Source organism: Empedobacter sp. GD03865 (genome assembly GCF_029840775.1).
Lineage (GTDB): Bacteria > Bacteroidota > Bacteroidia > Flavobacteriales > Weeksellaceae > Empedobacter > Empedobacter falsenii_B.
The window spans coordinates 26671-45847 of record NZ_JAOCDF010000023.1; the positions used below are offsets into that span (position 1 = coordinate 26671).

The 19177-nt window shown below is 32.1% G+C and carries 20 protein-coding genes and 1 other RNA gene; 10 read left to right on the forward strand and 11 right to left on the reverse strand.

What is annotated here, in order from left to right; translation table 11 throughout:
- The first annotated feature begins 123 nt into the window (after nucleotides 1-123).
- Both obgE and N5D46_RS09645 read left to right on the forward strand, forming a co-directional pair.
- Nucleotides 124-1110 carry a GTPase ObgE gene (obgE, locus tag N5D46_RS09640; protein ID WP_115001628.1) on the forward strand — a complete coding sequence of 329 codons (987 nt, stop codon included), beginning with the start codon at nucleotides 124-126 and terminating at the stop codon, nucleotides 1108-1110.
- Between the two features lie 23 nt (nucleotides 1111-1133).
- Complete coding sequence (locus tag N5D46_RS09645; protein ID WP_038333099.1) at nucleotides 1134-1454, forward strand: YbaB/EbfC family nucleoid-associated protein; 321 nt, start codon at nucleotides 1134-1136, stop codon at nucleotides 1452-1454.
- A 32-nt stretch (nucleotides 1455-1486) separates the two neighbouring features.
- On the opposite strand, the gene N5D46_RS09650 is transcribed toward N5D46_RS09645, so the two are convergent.
- The 3 genes from N5D46_RS09650 to N5D46_RS09660 form a co-directional block, all read right to left on the reverse strand.
- Complete coding sequence (locus N5D46_RS09650) at nucleotides 1487-2266, reverse strand: rhomboid family intramembrane serine protease (RefSeq protein ID WP_260392035.1); 780 nt, start codon at nucleotides 2264-2266, stop codon at nucleotides 1487-1489.
- A 73-nt stretch (nucleotides 2267-2339) separates the two neighbouring features.
- Nucleotides 2340-3320 carry a D-alanine--D-alanine ligase gene (locus N5D46_RS09655; RefSeq protein WP_280049846.1) on the reverse strand — a complete coding sequence of 327 codons (981 nt, stop codon included), beginning with the start codon at nucleotides 3318-3320 and terminating at the stop codon, nucleotides 2340-2342.
- Nucleotides 3317-3814, reverse strand: a complete 498-nt coding sequence (locus N5D46_RS09660) for a hypothetical protein (protein WP_280049847.1) — start codon at nucleotides 3812-3814, stop codon at nucleotides 3317-3319. The genes N5D46_RS09655 and N5D46_RS09660 overlap by 4 nt, the downstream gene beginning before the upstream one ends.
- Nucleotides 3815-3864: 50 nt before the next feature.
- Between N5D46_RS09660 and N5D46_RS09665 the strand changes: the two genes are divergently transcribed.
- From N5D46_RS09665 to rnpB, 3 genes are all read left to right on the forward strand, one after another.
- Nucleotides 3865-4515, forward strand: a complete 651-nt coding sequence (locus tag N5D46_RS09665; RefSeq protein WP_152606108.1) for an NRDE family protein — start codon at nucleotides 3865-3867, stop codon at nucleotides 4513-4515.
- A 119-nt stretch (nucleotides 4516-4634) separates the two neighbouring features.
- A complete protein-coding gene (locus N5D46_RS09670) occupies nucleotides 4635-7160 on the forward strand; it encodes an ATP-dependent Clp protease ATP-binding subunit (protein ID WP_280049848.1) in 2526 nt (841 codons plus the stop codon).
- An 83-nt stretch (nucleotides 7161-7243) separates the two neighbouring features.
- Nucleotides 7244-7553, forward strand: an RNA gene (gene rnpB, locus N5D46_RS09675) — RNase P RNA component class A.
- Here the strand turns inward: rnpB and N5D46_RS09680 are convergent.
- Nucleotides 7554-8327, reverse strand: coding sequence for a LuxR C-terminal-related transcriptional regulator (locus N5D46_RS09680; protein WP_180905075.1), 774 nt, complete (start codon nucleotides 8325-8327; stop codon nucleotides 7554-7556).
- 249 nt (nucleotides 8328-8576) lie between these two features.
- Between N5D46_RS09680 and N5D46_RS09685 the strand changes: the two genes are divergently transcribed.
- Complete coding sequence (locus N5D46_RS09685) at nucleotides 8577-9908, forward strand: IS1182 family transposase (RefSeq protein WP_280049861.1); 1332 nt, start codon at nucleotides 8577-8579, stop codon at nucleotides 9906-9908.
- Between the two features lie 137 nt (nucleotides 9909-10045).
- On the opposite strand, the gene N5D46_RS09690 is transcribed toward N5D46_RS09685, so the two are convergent.
- Genes N5D46_RS09690 through N5D46_RS09705 form a run of 4 tightly spaced genes read right to left on the reverse strand, consistent with a single transcriptional unit; the run spans nucleotide 10046 to nucleotide 14050 of the window.
- On the reverse strand, nucleotides 10046-10987 hold the full coding sequence (locus tag N5D46_RS09690) for a transketolase family protein (RefSeq protein ID WP_185144213.1): 942 nt from the start codon (nucleotides 10985-10987) through the stop codon (nucleotides 10046-10048).
- A complete protein-coding gene (locus N5D46_RS09695; RefSeq protein WP_280049849.1) occupies nucleotides 10987-11691 on the reverse strand; it encodes a hypothetical protein in 705 nt (234 codons plus the stop codon). The genes N5D46_RS09690 and N5D46_RS09695 overlap by 1 nt, the downstream gene beginning before the upstream one ends.
- Before the next feature lie 22 nt (nucleotides 11692-11713).
- The gene (locus tag N5D46_RS09700) at nucleotides 11714-13180 is read right to left on the reverse strand and encodes a hypothetical protein (RefSeq protein WP_280049850.1); all 1467 of its coding nucleotides are present in this window, start codon (nucleotides 13178-13180) and stop codon (nucleotides 11714-11716) included.
- Nucleotides 13181-13204: 24 nt separating this feature from the next.
- Nucleotides 13205-14050, reverse strand: a complete 846-nt coding sequence (locus tag N5D46_RS09705) for a transketolase (protein WP_125350518.1) — start codon at nucleotides 14048-14050, stop codon at nucleotides 13205-13207.
- A gap of 170 nt (nucleotides 14051-14220) precedes the next feature.
- On the opposite strand from N5D46_RS09705, the gene N5D46_RS09710 reads away from it, so the two are divergent.
- On the forward strand, nucleotides 14221-14433 hold the full coding sequence (locus N5D46_RS09710) for a hypothetical protein (RefSeq protein WP_280049851.1): 213 nt from the start codon (nucleotides 14221-14223) through the stop codon (nucleotides 14431-14433).
- Nucleotides 14423-14749, forward strand: coding sequence for a hypothetical protein (locus tag N5D46_RS09715; protein WP_280049852.1), 327 nt, complete (start codon nucleotides 14423-14425; stop codon nucleotides 14747-14749). Before N5D46_RS09710 ends, N5D46_RS09715 begins: the two co-directional genes overlap by 11 nt.
- 31 nt (nucleotides 14750-14780) lie before the next feature.
- Here N5D46_RS09715 and N5D46_RS09720 read toward each other — a convergent pair whose 3' ends face one another.
- Genes N5D46_RS09720 through N5D46_RS09730 form a run of 3 tightly spaced genes read right to left on the reverse strand, consistent with a single transcriptional unit; the run spans nucleotide 14781 to nucleotide 17375 of the window.
- The gene (locus tag N5D46_RS09720; protein ID WP_280049853.1) at nucleotides 14781-15026 is read right to left on the reverse strand and encodes a hypothetical protein; all 246 of its coding nucleotides are present in this window, start codon (nucleotides 15024-15026) and stop codon (nucleotides 14781-14783) included.
- Between the two features lie 2 nt (nucleotides 15027-15028).
- Nucleotides 15029-15811: a pyrroline-5-carboxylate reductase gene (proC, locus tag N5D46_RS09725; RefSeq protein ID WP_115001606.1), complete on the reverse strand. Its 783-nt coding sequence runs from the start codon at nucleotides 15809-15811 to the stop codon at nucleotides 15029-15031.
- Nucleotides 15812-15836: 25 nt separating this feature from the next.
- Nucleotides 15837-17375 (reverse strand): sodium:solute symporter, encoded by a 1539-nt coding sequence (locus tag N5D46_RS09730; RefSeq protein ID WP_280049854.1) that lies wholly within the window; start codon nucleotides 17373-17375, stop codon nucleotides 15837-15839.
- A 107-nt stretch (nucleotides 17376-17482) separates the two neighbouring features.
- Between N5D46_RS09730 and recR the strand changes: the two genes are divergently transcribed.
- Nucleotides 17483-18097, forward strand: coding sequence for a recombination mediator RecR (gene recR / locus N5D46_RS09735; RefSeq protein WP_115001603.1), 615 nt, complete (start codon nucleotides 17483-17485; stop codon nucleotides 18095-18097).
- Nucleotide 18098: 1 nt separating this feature from the next.
- Entirely contained in the window at nucleotides 18099-19169 is a 1071-nt protein-coding gene (locus N5D46_RS09740) for a glycosyltransferase family 2 protein (protein WP_181816328.1), read from the forward strand.
- Nucleotides 19170-19177 lie beyond the last annotated feature (8 nt).

Sequence of the window (19177 nt, forward strand, 5' to 3'; positions counted from 1 at the left end):
AATTGAATAAATATAAATAAAAATCTGAGTCATTATAAATTATTCATTCAAAATAGATAATACAAGATTTTAATAAACAAATTAGAAATTGTACTTTTGCAGACTAATTAAAAGAGAAAAATTATGCAATCAAATTTTGTTGACTACGTAAAAATAAATTGTAGAGCCGGACATGGAGGTGCGGGTTCAGCAAGTTTGCATCGCGAAAAATATATTGACAAAGGTGGACCAGATGGTGGAGATGGTGGACGTGGAGGAAATATCACGCTTCTTGGAAACTCAAATCTTTGGACCTTGTTAGAATTTCGATTCAAAAGACATTTCCGTGCGCAAAACGGTGGACGTGGAGGTAAATCTCGTTCTACTGGTGCTGACGGTGAAGATATTATTTTGGAAGTTCCGATCGGAACAATTGCCAAAGATGACGAAGGAAATATTATTGGCGAAGTAACAGAAAATGGGCAAGAATTAATTATTGCGCAAGGAGGAAAAGGGGGGCTAGGAAACTGGCATTTCCGTTCTGCAACGCGTCAAACGCCTCGTTATGCACAGCCAGGTTTGGATGGTGACGAGCGTCAAGTTACATTGGAGTTGAAAATTTTGGCAGATGTTGGTTTAGTTGGTTTTCCAAATGCAGGAAAATCTACTTTATTATCAGCTGTTTCGGCTGCTAAACCAAAAATTGCAGATTACGCATTTACAACGTTAACACCTAACTTGGGAATTGTAGAATACCGTAATCATCAGTCATTTATTATGGCAGATATTCCTGGAATTATCGAAGGTGCGGCAGAAGGAAAAGGTCTTGGACATCGTTTCTTGCGTCATATTGAGCGTAATTCTAACTTATTATTTTTAATTCCTGCCGATACAGAAGATTATAAAAAAGAATATGAAATTCTGTTGAATGAATTGAAAAAATTCAATCCTGAATTGTTAGATAAAGAACGAATTTTAGCTATTTCTAAGTCAGATATGTTAGATGATGAATTGGAAGCTGAGATTAAAGCACAATTACCAACTGATATTGATACGATATTTATTTCGTCTGTTTCTGGAAAAGGAATCACAGAATTGAAAGATTTATTGTGGAAAAAACTACACGAATAACTAATTATTAAAGATAAAGACAAATGTTTGGAAATTTTGGAGACATCATGGGAATGATGGGAAAAATCAATTCATTTAAAGATAAATTTTCTGATTTGAAAAATGAATTAGATGGAGAAATATTTACAACGACTTCTAACGATGGAAAAGTAAAAATTACAATGTCTAAATTGGCAACAGTAAAAGATATTGAACTTGCTGAAGGAATGGAAAAAGAAGAAATTGAAGATTTGTTAGTGATGACGTTAAACAAAGCGTTGGAACAAGTAAAAACAGAAGCAATTGACAGAGCGAAAAAAACAGCTCAAGAAAATTTACCAAACATTCCTGGAATGCCTTTCTAAGAAGAATTTGAAAAAATAAAAACCCCTGAAAATTAATTTTCAGGGGTTTTTGTTTGATAATTTGGTTCAATATTTTTATCATCTTTCTCATCCAAAGATTCAAGATATTCTGCTTTCAAACGTTCTTGTTCTTGGTAAATATCCCATAAACGCTCGGCTTGTGGATCATAATAATTTTCTTGATCCCATTTCGGAACTTCTTTTTGTGGACCAATATTTCTAAACAAATAAGCAAAAAATGCACCCGAAATAAATCCACTTAAATGTCCTTCCCAAGAAATAGAATTACTACTTGTATCTGTTTTTAATTGTGGTAAAATTTCTTGAGGAACCATTCCCCAAATCATTCCGCCGTATAATAAAATAATGATTAATGAAATCGCCATTAAACCGCGTTCTTTTCTAATAATTCCACTGAAAAATATGAACGAAGCCAATAAATAAACGATAGAACTTGCTCCGATATGGCAACTTACATTATCATCTAAAAAAGGAGGATTTCCAATCATCCAAAGAATAATTCCTGATAAAATCCAACCAAAAAAAATAACATAATAAGCTAATCTATCGTACATCAATAGTGCGATAAAGCTAAGAAATGCTAACGGAAAGGTATTACTGATAATGTGTTTCCAACCCGAATGAAATAAAGGTGAGAGCAGAATTCCTTTCAATCCTACGAAAGTTCTCGGAATAACGCCGTAACAACCGTTTAAATTGTATCCGTTTTGTTGGAACAAAAAGATAATCCACATTGGTATAAGCAGTAGCAGAGGAATTATAATAGTTTTCTTCGGAAAAGGATAACTCATAAAATTGGTTTTGAAAACATCATTCAATCTTTATTCCTTTCCAGAAAATCTGCCAATTTTGGTCAAATTAAGTTTAATAGCGTTTTATTAATTCTCTCGCAAGCAATTTCCAATCTGTCCATTTCACGCCTAATTGATGATTTTGAACAGCAATTTTATGTTGGTAATTCAAATGCTTAATCACTTCCTTATAAGCTTTTATCAAATTAAAATTCGGATCATAAATATGAGTTGCTTCAGAATTTGCACCATTAATTTCAAGTATGACAAAATTTCCGTTCTGAAAATCTTCTAAACTTTTTGCTTTCAAATCGATACGACCATAATAAAAACCATCAATTTTTTGTGCGATTTGATCTATAGTTTCTTCTAATTTAGACGTTTTTAGAGAAGATCCATCTAAAAAAGTTGTTCCTCGACTATGATTTCCTATTGGTTCAACCAATAATTTTTCATCTTTTTGAAGAACTGAATTTAGTTCGTTTTGTAAACGTTTAAACAAATACTCTTTTCGGTAAAAAGCTCTTAAATTTTGTTCGATTAATTCTTTCAAAGTTGATTTTCCATCACCCGTAAACGTCAAAAAATCTTTTGCTGTTATCGACAGTATTTTACCATTTTTTTCTTTTGGTAATCTAACATAGAAAACACCAAACTCAAAGTTTGATTGAATATATTCTTGTAAAATTAAATCTCGATTATTTTGCTCTAAATAATTTTTCCAATCAATTTCATTTCTGATTAATTCTACACCAATTCCACGTTCACCAAGATTTGGTTTTGCAATAAAGGGAAAATTAAACGGAATTTCTTGTGTTGTAAATTCATCAAAAAAAATGGTTTTTGGCTTATAATTTTTATCAATTTGATTGAGTAAATCAATTTTAGAATAATCAATAAATCCGCCCCATTTCATTGTAGGATTTGCCGAGCAAAAGTAAGCTGGAGCGCCTGTTTGAAAGATTTTATAAATGTACCAAGGTGTCAATGGCGCATAAAATAACCAGAATGGCCAAAATTCGTATCGTGTCCATTTTGTTATTTTCGGATTCATTTTTCTTGATTTTGAAAAGCAATTGTAGAAGATGCAATTCCAAAATTTTGTGGAATTTTAATCGTTGAAAAATGAGTTTCGATCGCAATTTTAATCAACGCAAAATGATGAATGCTATGATCAAAACAATACATTAATTCGCGATAATTTGTGGTATTAATTGTGAAATTCTCTCCGTAATAATTCTGTTTTAGCTGAATTGTTTTTTCTAAATCTAAACGTTCTATTTGTGATTTTAGATGATTCAGCGTATTCAAACTTTCAACAACCGAATTTTCTAAAGCACGATTTCGCTCTCTATCATCATAACAAATACAATTGTTTTTTTGCGCTTGTAAAAAGCACGAATAAAACTCGATAATATGTCGAAAATGTTGACCAACAGAAGCATCAGAAATGATTTCTAATTCCTTTTGAAAAGACATATCGTCAAATTGCAAAAGAATCGATTTCATTTCATCAAAAGAATGCGCTATAGTTTTCTGAATACTCATAATTCTTTGCAAAGATAAATTTTTACATTTGAACTAAATTGAAAAATGAGATGTGTATAATCAGTTTTTACAGAAATGAGGATGAATTTGTGTTGACACACAACCGAGATGAGGAAATTAATCGTTCTTCTTCTAAAGAGATTGTGGAGCAAAAGCGTTTTGATAAAACCTATTTTTCGCCTGTAGATGAGCGTGCGAATGGGACTTGGATTTTTTATTCGGAGCAATATGTTGCGTGTATTTTGAATGGAGGAATAGAAAAACCAACGCATTTCAAAGAGAAATACAGAGAAAGTAGAGGAATTATCTTGTTAGATTTATTGAAATATAATTCTGTAAATGAGTTTATTAATTCGGAAAATTTGTCAGAAATCGCACCTTTTACAATTTTTGTTTTTGAAAGAACAACTAAAAATGCTTACCTTTTGTTTTGGAATGAAAATAAACTGAGCGTAAAAGATGTTTCGCAAGAAAAAATTGTGACATGGTGTTCGTCGACATTGTATAGTCCTGAAAGAAGAAATGAAATTGATGAAATTTTTAACCAAAATAATGAGTTAAATTCCGAAGAAATTTTAGAACTTCACGATGATTTGAAAATGAATAAAGGCGATTTGTACGATTTTTTAGCAACGACATCTATCTCTCAAATTATTATGAATTCTTTAAGAATTGATATGAAATATTGTCAGCTATTTTGAAATTAATAGACAATAATTCGTTATTTTAAGGAATCATCAAATCATTTCGGACATAGGCATAATTTATGCTATAGTCTATCAGAATAATTATATTTGTTAAAGACAGCTTAAATAGTAAAATGAACGATAATTTCTCACAACAAGTAAAAGACGTTATTTCTTACAGTAAGGAAGAAGCGTTGAGATTAGGCCACGACCAAATAGGAACGGAACACCTTCTGTTGGGGATTATTCGCGACGGTGAAGGGAAAGCCATTTCTGTCTTAGAAGCATTGAATGTCGATTTAGATGAAATGCGTCAAAAAATAGAAAACCTAAACCCAGCAAAAGAAACTCCTGGTAATAATATAAAAAATTTGAGTTTGACAAAACAAGCTGAAAGAGCGTTGAAAACAACGTTCTTAGAAGCGAAATTGTTTAAAAGTCCGACTGTAAATACAATTCACTTATTATTGTGTATCCTTCGTAATGAAAACGATCCGATTACAAAATTGATGAATAAGTTGGATATTGATTACAATACAGTAAAGGAAGAATTCAAATTTCAATTTCAAGATGAGGAAATTCAATCTCCTCGTGCAGAAAATCCATCTTTTGATGGAGGTGATTCTGATAACGATTTTGAGCGTGCATCAACAAGTAAATCAACTTCAAAAAGTAAAACGCCAGTTTTAGATAATTTTGGAAGAGATTTAACAGCAATTGCGCAAGAAGGAAAATTGGATCCTGTAGTTGGACGTGAAAAAGAAATAGAACGTGTTTCTCAAATTCTTTCTCGTCGTAAAAAGAACAATCCATTGTTAATTGGAGAACCAGGTGTTGGTAAATCTGCAATTGCAGAAGGTTTAGCTTTAAGAATTGTACAACGTAAAGTTTCGCGCGTTTTGTTTAACAAACGTGTAGTAACATTAGATTTAGCATCACTAGTTGCTGGAACTAAATATCGTGGACAATTTGAAGAGCGTATGAAAGCTATTATGAATGAATTAGAGAAAAATGATGACATTATTCTTTTCATTGATGAGTTACATACAATTGTTGGAGCAGGAGGAGCTACAGGTTCTTTAGATGCTTCTAACATGTTCAAACCTGCTTTGGCGCGTGGAGAATTACAATGTATTGGAGCAACAACGTTGGACGAATATCGTCAATATATTGAAAAAGATGGCGCATTAGTTCGTCGTTTTCAAAATGTGATGGTTGAGCCAACAACTCCAGAAGAAACATTACAGATTTTACATAACATCAAAGATAAGTATGAAGCGCATCACAATGTAAATTATACAGATGAAGCGTTACAAGCTTGTGTTAATTTGACAACACGTTATATTACAGATCGTTTCTTGCCAGATAAAGCAATTGATGCTTTAGATGAAGCGGGTTCTCGTGTGCATATCAAGAATATAAAAGTTCCTCAAGAAATTTTAGACCTTGAAGCAAAATTAGAAGAAGTTCGTGAAGAGAAAACGAAAGTTGTAAAATCTCAAAAATACGAAGAAGCAGCTCGTTTACGTGATTCAGAGAAACAAATAGAAAGTGATTTGAAACGTGAGCAAGCAAAATGGGTACAAGAATCGAAAGAGAATCGTGAAACGGTTACAGAAGAAAATGTAGCGGAAGTTGTTTCGTTGATGTCTGGCGTTCCTGTACATCGTGTAGCTGAAAAGGAATTGAAAAAGTTAGCTCAGATGAATGAGTTAATGAAAGGAAAAGTAATTGGTCAAGATGAAGCGGTAACGAAAGTTGTGAAAGCAATTCAGCGTAATCGTGCAGGATTGAAAGATCCAAATAAACCAATTGGTTCATTCATTTTCTTAGGTACTACGGGTGTTGGTAAAACACAATTAGCGAAAGTTTTGGCGAAAGAAATCTTTGATTCTAACGATGCATTAATTCGTATCGATATGTCAGAATACATGGAGAAATTTGCCGTTTCTCGCTTAGTTGGAGCACCTCCGGGCTACGTTGGTTACGAAGAAGGTGGACAATTAACAGAAGCAGTTCGCCGTAAACCATATGCAGTAATCTTATTAGATGAGATTGAGAAAGCGCATCCAGATGTATTCAATATTTTATTACAAATTTTGGATGATGGTCATGTAACTGATAGTTTAGGTCGTAAAGTTGATTTCCGTAATACGATTATCATTTTAACGTCTAACATTGGTACAAGACAATTGAAAGAGTTTGGAGATGGTGTTGGATTTGGAACTTCATCTAAGAAAGATTCTGCTGATGAACGCGCAAAATCAACAATTGAAACAGCTTTAAAACGTGCTTTTGCTCCAGAATTTTTGAATCGTATTGATGATATTATCTTCTTTAATTCATTAACAAAAGAAGATATCATGAAAATCATCGATATTGAATTGGCAAGTTTAATAGAGCGTTTAACAGCTTTAAATTATCATATTGAATTAACTGAGGAAGCAAAGAATTTTATCGCAGACAAAGGATTTGATAAAGATTATGGAGCTCGTCCGTTGAAACGTGCGATTCAGAAATACATCGAAGATCCGATGGCAGAAGAAATCATCAATGCTGTAATTAGTGAAGGAGATGAATTAATCCTTGATTTAAATGAAGCAAAAGATGGCGTTAAAATTTCTGTAAAAGGAAAAACGAAAGAAGAAAAATCAGAATAATTTCTAAGTTTCTATAATAGAAAGGCTTGAACAAAAATGTTCAAGCCTTTTTTATTTCGGTAACTTTTGCCGTACATTTGCGCTCAGCAAGCCACTTTGTCGCTTCATGTATGTGAAGAGGAAAGTCCGGGCTCCAAAGAGTAAGCATAGCGGGTAACGCCCGTCCGTCGAGAGGCGAGGACAAGTGCAACAGAAAGTATGTACAGTTCGGCTGTAGTGAAACCAGGTAAACTCTATGCGGAGCAATGCCATGTATACCAGCAGTTAAGAGCTACTCGTTCGTTGCTGGGGGGTAGGCAGATTGATGTTTTAGGTAACTAAAATACTAGATAAATGACAAAGCGTCTTAATTTATTAAGATGACAGAACCCGGCTTATCGGCTTGCTTTTTTTCTATTTTTTGAAGTAAAGACTAAATAATTCTGAAGTATTAGAACAATCATTTTTCTTCAAAATATTTCTTCGATGTGTATCAATAGTATGTTTACTTAAGCCAATTGCATCAGCAATATCCTGACTTGTGTAACCTTTGATCAGAAATTCTATAATCTCCGTTTCTTTTTTTGTAAGTTGTAAAGATGAATTTGTTTTTGAATTAAGAAGATTATTCAATCCATCTTTGATGTTGTAAATATGCATGGTCGGTTTCCCTCCAACCTTTATTTGTGTGATGTCAGTCGCTAAGCAAAAAACTCGATTTGGTAAAAAATTCTTACTTAATTCGTAAAAGAAATGTTGCAAATGAATTTGATGAATTTCACCTTTTTTATCTATCACACGAAAATCATAGGTGAATTTATAATTGATTCTTTCTTCTGGAACAATTTCCATACTGAAATTTGAAATTCGTTGCTGAATATCAATTACATGTTGCAAATCATCTGGATGTACGATTTCTACGCATAATTCAGCAGTGTATTCGTTAGGTAGATAACCCAAAATATCCTCGCATTGAGGAGATACATATTCGAAAGTTGCAGAATTAGGACTGATAAAATACATGAAAGATTCACCAAGAGCAAGACTTCCTAAAGTTTGTAAATAATCATTAATCGATTGAAAACTCTCATCTTTTTCGTTAAAGGTTCTACTATCTGTATTTTCACTCCATAATTTTTTTACAATACTTGCATATTCAGTTATAGATTTTTGATTTGCTTTTTTCATATGCTTACAAGTAAAAGATTAATAAAATACCATTAAATGAGTATTTTTTGAATTAGCAATATAAACTAATTTTGCAAAATATCTATAGGATTAAAGCAGTTTTGCTTTTTTCAACCAACCTATTTATATTTAACCTATAAAAAAAGAAGCTGTCTCAAAAGTGAGGCAGCTTTTTTTTATGTTTTTCATAAAAAAAGGAAAGCAAAAGCTTTCCTAATTGGTGCAAATTGATTAATTTGCTGTGTGTCAATAAAATCAAAGGTAGTCTTTAAAGATTACAAACCCAAAGAAAATTTGCTTTTTCCTCCCAATTTATCGGAGTTGATAGATCAGAAGCATCTTGTGAGAATAGTTTCCAGCATTATTGATGGCTTGGATATTAAAACATTAATCAAAAATTATAAACCGGGTGGAACTTCGTGTTACCATCCTAAAATGCTGTTGAAAGTCTTAGTTTATGGCTACTTAAGTAATATTTACTCGAGCCGTAAAATGGAACAAGCCTTGAAAGAAAACATTCATTTCATGTGGCTTTCTGGGATGAGCCGTCCCGATCATAATACATTAAACAGGTTTCGTAGTGAGAGATTAAAAGGTGAAATTAAATCTATTTTCACTCAAATTGTTTTGCTTTTAGAGAAAGAAGGTTTGGTGAGTTTGGCAACCACTTTTGTGGACGGAACCAAGATAGAAGCTAATGCCAATCGCTATACTTTCGTGTGGGGAAGAGCCATCAAAAAGCATAAAGCAAGGATTGCAGAGCAACTTGAAGAACTCTGGAACTACGCAGAAGAAGTGGCAAAAAATGAACTTCAAAACCCAGAAAATCTGGATTTTAAGGAAGTAGATGCAGAAAAGGTAACTCAAACTATTGAGAAGATTAATGAGGTTTTGAAGAATAGAAAAGTACCTTCAAAGATTCGTCAAAAGCTGAATTATGCAAAGAAAAACTGGGCTACGAATTTAGAAAAATACAAAAAACAGCAAGAAATATTAGCGGGCAGAAATTCCTATTCCAAGACAGATACAGATGCTACTTTTATGAGAATGAAGGAGGATTACATGAGGAACGGGCAACTCAAACCCGCTTACAATCTACAGATTTCTACTAATAAGCAATTTATTTTGCATTATTCCATTCACCCCAATCCAACCGACACTAAAACTTTAGAATCTCACCTGAAAGGCTTTGAAGAAAGCTATGACAAAGTTCCCAAAGAACTTGTTGCCGATGCAGGTTATGGCTCGGAAGAAAATTATAATCTTCTACAATCAAAGAAAATAAAGGCTTATGTTAAATATAATTATTTCAGAAAAGACCAAAAATCGGGACAAATAACCACTTCACAAAGCAATCGTAAATTGGCAAGAATCAGAGAAAAAACATTCAAACTTCTCCAAACCAAGAAAGGCATCAAACTCCGAAAACAACGCTGCCACGATGTAGAGCCGGTTTTTGCAGAACTCAAACACAACAAAAATTTTAAACGTTTCATGCTTCGAGGAAAAAACAAAGTCGAAGTAGAAATTGGCATACTTGCTATTGCTCACAATCTAAAGAAAATGGCAAAAGCAGCCTAAAACAGACTGCTTTTTTAACTTTTTTCTCTCTTTTTTCAAGATTTTAAAAATGTAACCCCTCAAAAAATAAAATCTTATAATAAATAAGAAAAGAGACTGCCCTTTTGAGACAGCCTCTTTTTAATATTATAATGGAATTAAAGTAAAGATTTTACTTTCTCGATTACAGCAGTAGAATCGATTCCATATTTTTTCATTAAATCTGAAGGTGTTCCAGATTCACCAAATTTATCATTAACCGCAACAAAAGCTTGTTTTGTTGGTAATTTTTGTGCTAAAACTCTTGCAACAGATTCTCCTAAACCACCTAAAATATTGTGTTCTTCAGCTGTTACAATTTTTCCTGTTTTCTTTACAGAGTTTAAGATAATTTCTTCATCCAATGGTTTGATTGTATGAATATTGATTACCTCACAAGAAATTCCTTCTTTTTCTAACTCAGCAGCAGCAACCAAAGATTCCCAAACTAAATGACCTGTCGCAACAATTGTTACATCAGAACCTTCGTTCATTAAGATACCTTTACCAATTTCAAATTTTTGGTCAGCTGGTGTGAAAACTGGAACAGCAGGACGTCCGAAACGTAAGTAAACAGGACCTTCATATTCAGCTACTGCAATTGTAGCCGCTTTAGTTTGATTGTAATCACAAGGATTGATAACCACCATTCCTGGTAACATTTTCATCAAACCAATATCTTCTAATGTTTGGTGAGTTGCACCATCTTCTCCTAATGTTAAACCAGCGTGCGATGCAGCGATTTTTACATTTTTGTTAGAGTAAGCGATAGATTGACGAATTTGATCGTATACACGAGCTGTAGAAAACTCAGCGAAAGTTCCTGTGAAAGGAATTTTACCTCCAATTGTCAAACCTGCAGCAATTCCCATCATGTTTGCTTCAGCAATACCAATTTGGAAAAAACGCTCTGGGTTTTCTTTGATAAATTGATCCATTTTCAATGAACCAATCAAGTCAGCACACAATGCAACAACGTTAGGATTTGTTCTTCCTAACTCTGTCAATCCGTCTCCGAATCCACTACGTGTATCTTTTTTTTCTGTGTATGTTAAGTCTATCATTGTTTTTGTTTTTTGTATTCGTTTTTGTATTTTTCTACTTCTGTTTTTTCATCAAATTGATAAATAAAATCATTTGGCGAAACATTAATTTCTTCTTCCTCTTCGGCGCTCTTTTTTATCCAATTTTCTAAGATTTCAACATTTTCTAACACAATATTATGTCCAACTCGATAAATCAAGCCTTTCAAATTTAGTTCAGAATTGATAAATGGAACGGTGTTGATGTTAGAATTTGTATCGATGCAAATTTCTGTACCATTGTCGTTGTCATTATCTTTTCTGAAAATGTTATACACTTCACATTGTTTATTCAGAATTGTTTCTTTTTGACCAGTTCTAATCGCAACATAACTATTTCCGATTTCTGAATTTGTTAAACTTGGATTATTAGTCGCTAAAAAAGAATTTCCTAATAAATCTTTTGTGCCTTCGAAATCAATTTTAAAAACCTTCGGATTTTCTTCTTCGCTGTAAACAGAATACATATTGTCGTTTACTTTTAATGAAGCGAAGTTTCCCAGCGGTGTTCGCGTAATCATTAAATGCGCTTTGTAATCTTTGGTTGATAAAATGTCCAAAAAATCTGAATAGAAATCACTTTTGATACGATATTGAATAACGTTTTCGAATTTATACGATTGCATTTGAGCGAAAGTTAAACTTGTAAAAAGCGTTAATATAAAACTGATTGATTTTTTCATTATCGAATTGATTTGATAAGTATTAATCCAAAGAATTTAAGAAAGTAGTTAACTTATCTTTGTCTTCTTTTTTCAGTTTATCATATTTGTTATTGATTTCTAAAACACTTTTTCTTATTGCATCAATTGTTCCCGAAAGAGCAACACTTCCGCTTTGATAAATGTACATATCGCACACTTGTCCTGCGTAATTGTAAACCAAATTTCCTAAATCTTTATCTGTAAAAGTCGGAATTTTAGCTTTCAAATTTTTGCAATGTTCTGGTGCAACTTTCATGAAATCTTGAATGTCTGGATTGTCGATTGCCAAATCGATTTTGCTAATATCTGTCGTTTTGTAAGCAGATGTATAAGGATCATAATATTCGGCTAAACTAACTTCTGTTGCAGCAACAGCAGAATCTACTGCTACAGCCGCTTCATCATAATCTGTTGAAACTTCTGTTAATTTAAACTTTTTAGCATCATCGAAATACGTTTTGAAAAGGTTATTTAATTCTTTTACTTCGCTTTTGTTTGCTAATTTATTCTTTTTGAATTGTTTTACCAATTGATTTGTAGAACCTTGCGCAGTTGCCAAAGCTTTAGAACGCTCTATATCAGGATTTCCATCATAATCACTATCATTATAAATCAAGCTATAATTTAATGAAGCAACAGTTCCAAAAAGACTATTTACGTTATCACTTTCTGATGTTTGATAATTGTAATAATTAATAATAGGATCCTCGTAACGATTGTCTGGTGAATAAGCTACTGCTTCGGCTGCATAAGCCGTATCTACAGACGACATCATGTTATCGTATTCTTGTTTCTTTTTTGCCAATTCGTTAGTAAAACTTTCGATTTCTTTTTTCTCATCAAAAGTTACTTTTACGTTAGAATTTGCAATATTTTGAATCGTTAATCCATTAAAATCTCCTGCGTCATATCTAATTAAAAGCCCTTTCAATTTTGTTTGAGGAAACATAATCGCAACGTTATTAATTGCATTTTTTTCATCAACACATAATGTAGAAGATTTTGTTTCGAAATCTGTTTTAGATGTTAATTCGTATTCATTACACTTGTATCCATTGATAGTTGTAGATGAATTTAGATTTTTAACTGAAATAAATTTCTCGAACAAATTATCCGAATAAGGTTTTAAACTATCATCCGACATGCCTTCATAATAATAAGGTGCTTTTATCGATAATTGATTTTCTAATGAATTGGCATAGACTTCGAAAAACTTGCTGTTGTTGATAAAGAAAGCATCTTTATTAAAGCTTCCTGAAGTGTAAGGACCTCCTTCCGAAGTTCCTAAAACAGCGTCTTTAGAAATATAGGTTACAAAAAATAAATCTTTTTGACCATCTAAATAAGTCTGATATTCTTCTGGTAAATTGATTTTATACGATACTTTTTTGTCAAAAGAATATGTTTTTTCCTGGCCAAAGGCTGTCAAAGAACAAAGCGTAATTATAGAATAAAATAACGTTTTCATAGTATTTTGGTTGTATTGAAATTATTAATAATCTGTCAATTCAGTTTCTGGATTTTGCTCTAATGCAGATGCTAATTGCTCGTCGTTAGGTGCTTTTCCGTGCCAAGAGTGACTTCCCATCATGTAATCAACTCCATTACCCATTTCTGTGTGTAATAAAATTGAAACTGGTTTTCCGTTTCCTGTTAATGTTTTAGCTTCTTCTAAAATAGCAATTACTTTTTCTAAGTTATTTCCATCTTTTTCTTCTAAAACAATCCATCCAAAAGCTTCTAATTTAGCTTTCAAATCACCTAAAGGTAAAACGTGGTCTGTATCACCATCAATTTGACGACCATTGTAGTCAATCGTTGCAATTACATTATCCACTTTTTTACCAGCAGCATACATAAAAGCTTCCCAAACTTGACCTTCTTGTAATTCACCATCACCGTGTAATGTGTAAACTAATTTATCGTCGTTGTTTAATTTTTTTGCTTGCGCAGCACCTAAAGCAACAGATAAACCTTGTCCTAAAGAACCAGAAGCGATACGAATTCCAGGTAAACCTTCGTGTGTTGTTGGGTGACCTTGTAAACGAGAGTCTAATTTTCTGAATGTAGCTAATTCGCTAACTGGGAAAAATCCCGAACGAGCCAATGTGCTGTAGAAAACTGGTGAAATGTGACCGTTTGATAAGAAGAATAAATCTTCTCCTTTTCCGTCCATAGAGAAGTCAGTAGAGTAAGTCATGATTTTACCGTATAATGCAGCAAAATATTCTGCACAACCTAATGATCCACCTGGGTGTCCACTATTTACGGCATGTACCATTCTCAAAATATCTCTCCTTGTTTGTTGTACTTGTGTTTGAAGTTCTTGAAGTGTCATTGTTTGTTTATAAAAATTTGAACAAAAATAATCCTTTTTTGTAGGGCAAAAAAATCGTAGAACATAAATCACTACAATTGGGGAGGAGATTTTTTAGTTGTAATTTTTTATGGTTTAGTTTAATAATCAAAGTATTAATATTAAATTTGTTGTAAATCAAACTTTAATTCATGTCAACAAAAGATATTTTTATTATTGAAACTGAAACTTCTGAAGAAGCAAAGGCACTGAAAGCTTTTGTGAAAGCAATGAAGTTGAAAATGATTAAGACAAAAAAAGAAGAAGTTTATTTGAATTTGGAAGAAGCTGTTGAGGAATATAAATTGATTAAAGAAAAAAAACTGAAAGGTATTTCTGCGAAAGATTTATTGGATGAATTATAATGTAGTTGCTGTTCCAAGTTTTGTTAAATCTTTGAAAAGATTAATCAAAAAATATCCTTCTTTGAAAGATGATTTTCGTGATTTTATAAATAATTTGGAGTTAAATCCTGAACAAGGAACGTTGTTGAGTAATAATTGTTTCAAAATTAGAATTGCAATAAAATCTAAAGGAAAAGGAAAAAGTGGTGGAGCGAGAATTATTACGCATGTAGTTATTGAAGAAGAAAAGGTTTATCTACTTTCAATCTATGATAAAAGCGAGCAGATTTCTGTTACAGATAAAGAATTGAGAAAATTACTTGAAAATTTAAAATAAAAAAGACGAAGTTTAACTTCGTCTTTTTTATTTATTCTTCTTCCATATGCCATTCGCCACGGTGAGGTATCAAAGCGTCACGAACTTGTATCATTTCAGATTCTACTACCACCAAATAAGCAACTGCATATTCTGGCTCAACCTCTACAAATTCAGAAAATGTACTTTGTAACTTTTCTTTTTCTGCGTATTGTTTCAGGTGAATTGCATGATGTTTTGCAGTTGGTATAGCATCGGGACCATAAAAATCCCAGATTAATTTTAATTTCTTTTCCATACTTATATTTTATCAAAAGAAGTTTTAATTCCTTTTATTAAAGCTGAACTAAATCCTTGATGTTCCATTTCATTTAATCCAGCAATCGTACAACCTTTTGGTGTCGTCACTTTATCAATTTCTTGTTCTGGGTGCAAACCGTTTTCTATTAATAATTCAGCAGCTCCTTTTACAGTTTGTGTTACAATTTTTGTTGCAGTTTGTGTGTCAAATCCAATTTCAATACCACCCTGAATCATTGCTCTTATAAATCGTAAAACATAAGCAATTCCGCAAGCGCCAATTACAGTCGCTGCATTCATCAACTCCTCATTTATAACAACTGTTTCGCCAATTGGATTGAAAATCGTTTTGATTTCATTTAAAATGTTTTCATCTTTCGAATTTCCACAAATACATGTAATCGATTCTTCCACAGAAGCAGCTGTATTAGGCATTGCACGAAAAATTGACATACCTTGTGATAAAATATTTTGATACGTTTGCAATGAAATTCCTGTTGCAACTGAAATTAATATTTTATTGGTCGTAAAATCGTCTTTTAATTGCGTCAAAACTTCTTCCACTTTGTACGGTTTTACACACAACAGAATATAATCAGCTTCTTTTACAGCAAAATGATTATCATTTGTAATCGTTACACCAAGCTTTTTAAGATGTTCAATTTGATTCAAATTATTTCTTGTAGCGATAATTTGATTTGGATCGAATGCTTTATTCTTAATTAAACCCTCTGTTATAGAAATTCCTAAATTTCCTGCTCCAATAATGGCGATTTTTTTCATAGTTGTAGAGTGTTAATTGTTCTGATTATGAATGAATAATTGTTTCTTTTTGACGATTAGAGCTTACCAACCATAAACCGATGAAGGTTAATAAACCATTTAAAATGATTAATTCAACACCAATTTTGTAATCGGTAAAATTAATCACTAATTCGTTGATGATATAGGTAAAAATAGGCGCTAAAATCGCAACTGTAATAATTGAATATTTTTTGTAAATGTTACGTTTCGTTAAAATTCCGAAAGCAAACAATCCCAATAATGGTCCATAAGTATAACCTGCAATTTCCATCACAAGATAAACAATGGATTTGTTGTTAATCGCTTTGAAAACCATAATCAAGATAAAGAAAACTACCGTGAAAATTAAGTGAACACGAATACGAATCTTTTTCTTTTCTTTTTCTGATTTTTCTTTGTCTTCGTTGATGTTTAATAAATCGACACAATATGAACTTGTAACTGCTGTTAAAGCTCCGTCAGCAGAAGGAAATAAAGCAGAAATTAATCCGATAATAAAAATTACAGAAATAATCATTGGGAAATGATGTCCTAAAAGCGAAAGCGCAGGAAACATATCATCACCCATAATATTTTGTCCGCCTTGTTCCATAAAGAAACCGTCAGCAGTATAAAAACCACCTTCACTCATTGCGTATAAATAAAGCAATCCACCCAAAAATAGGAATGCTAAATTAACAATCAATAATGTTCCAGCAAACGTCAACATATTCTTTTTTGAGTTTTGAAGATTATCAACCGAAATATTTTTTTGCATCATTTCTTGGTCAAGACCAGTCATAGCAATTGTGATAAACATTCCGCCTAAAATAGTTTTTAAGAAATATGTTTTCGAATTTGGATCAAAGTTAATGAAATGCGTATAATTTTTGGCTTGCATCATATCGTAAGCTTCACCAACAGATAAATTAAGATGCGAAAGGATAAACCAAATACAAGCAATCAAACTAATGATCATAAACGATGTTTGCAAGGTATCTGTTACGACAATTGTTTTTACTCCACCTTCAAACGTGTACAATAATATCATCAATAATAAGACAAATGTTGTAGCCCAAAATGGTACGCCTAAATTGTCTAATAAAAATATTTGTAACACATTTACAACTAAATATAAACGTGCTGTTGCGCCAATTCCACGGGAAATAATAAAGAAAACCGATCCCATTTTATGTGCTTCAACATTGAAACGTTTTCCTAAATACGTGTAAATCGAGGTCAGATTCATACGGTAATAGAGCGGAAGTAATACACCCGCGACAATAAAATAACCAAGAAAAAATCCGATCACCATCATATAGTATTCGAATCCTCCATAAATATATTCAGAACCAGTTAATTTTCCGACCGTTCCCGGAACCGAAATAAAAGTAACGCCACTAAGGCTTGTCCCAATCATTCCGAAAGCCACCAACCACCATTTACTTTTTTTGTTTCCGTTAAAAAAAGATTGATTGTCAGAATTTCTACTGGTGAAGTAAGAGATCACTAAAAGTCCTACAAAGTATACGATAACACAAAGTAGTAAAATTGTTGAGTTCATAATTTATTTAGTAAATAAGCCCAAATTTAATATTTTTGAGTGAATGATGATAGATTAATTTTCCGAAGATAAAATTGTAAATTTGTTGTCTATAATTTTTTGAACGAATGAATTACCCAAGCAAGGTTTTAGAGCGAGCTGTAGAAGAAATGTCAAATTTGCCAGGAATAGGAAAGAGAACAGCTTTGCGACTTGTTTTACATATGCTAAATCGTCCTAAATCTCAAACGACGGCTTTGTCCGAAGCGCTTTCTCATTTGGTGGATGATGTTAAATATTGTCAACATTGTCATACGATTTCTGATGATGAGATTTGTGATATTTGCAATAATCCATTGCGAGAAGAAACTATAATTTGTGTGGTAGAAGATGTACGCGATGTGATGGCAATTGAAAACACAGGACAATTTAAAGGACAATATCACGTTTTAGGAGGAAAGATTTCTCCAATGGAAGGCATTGGACCTGGTCAATTGAATATTCAAACTTTGGTAGATCGTGTTCAAAATGAAAATGTAAAGGAAATAATCTTTGCTTTAAGTTCTACAATGGAAGGAGATACAACTGTTTTTTACTTGTATCGACAATTAAAGAATGCCGAAATTATTTTTTCGACCATTGCACGAGGTCTTGGTGTAGGAGATGAGTTAGAATATGCAGACGAAGCGACGTTGGTTCGTTCTATACAACATCGAATCCCATATTCAGAAAATAAATTTTAAAATGAAATTATCGATAATTATTGTTAGTTATAATGCGCCAAAACATTTAGAGCTTTGTCTTGATTCGTGTCAGGAAGCTTTAAAAAATGTAGATGGAGAAATAATTGTAATTGATAATGACTCATCGGAAATTGATTTTATATTCCTAAAAAAAACTTTTCCTACTGTAAATTTTTTACTTCAGAATGAAAATCTTGGTTTTGCAAAAGCGAATAATATTGGGGTTGAGAATGCTTTGGGAGAATATATTCTGATTCTTAATCCAGATACAATTATTCCAGAGAATTTATTCGAATCTTTGATTGAATTTCATCAGTCAAAAGAAAAAATAGGTTTTGTGGGAGTACGAATGATAGATACAAACGGAAATTTTCATCCAGAATCAAAACGTAATATTCCGACAGCTAAAAATTCATTTTCTAAGTTGTATAGTCGATTTAATCATTCAAAGAAAAATAATTATTACAAATTAGAAGTTGATGAATTTGAAATTGCTCCTTGCGAAATTTTAGTTGGTGCTTTTATGTTCACCACGAAGAAAATCTATCAGGAAATTGGAGGATTTGATCCACGTTATTTTATGTATGGAGAAGATATAGATTTGTCTTTTAGTGCAGAATTGGCTGGTTATAAAAATTATTATAAAGGAGATATAACGGTTTTACATTACAAGGGAGAAAGTACGAAAAAAGATAAAAAATATTATAAACATTTTTTTGAAGCCATGATGATTTTCTTAGCAAAATATTATCAAAAAAATTGGTTGCATTATCAACTTTTACGTTCGGGAATTTTGATTAAATATTTAATTCAATTATTTAAATTTTCTTTACATTCACCTAATAATACTTCTAAAATAGAAGTAAAAGCAGAAAATTTATTTTGGATTGATAAGAAATCAGATTTCAAATCTTTATCAAATAATGAAATTGCAATTGATGCAAGTTTTTTTACTTATCAAGAGATATTATCAATCATTTCTGAAAACAACTCTTCTTCACGTTCATTTTATATTCGCCCTAAAAATAAAAATTATTTAATAGGTGATGATAAACTGATTATAAATCTATAAAAACAAAA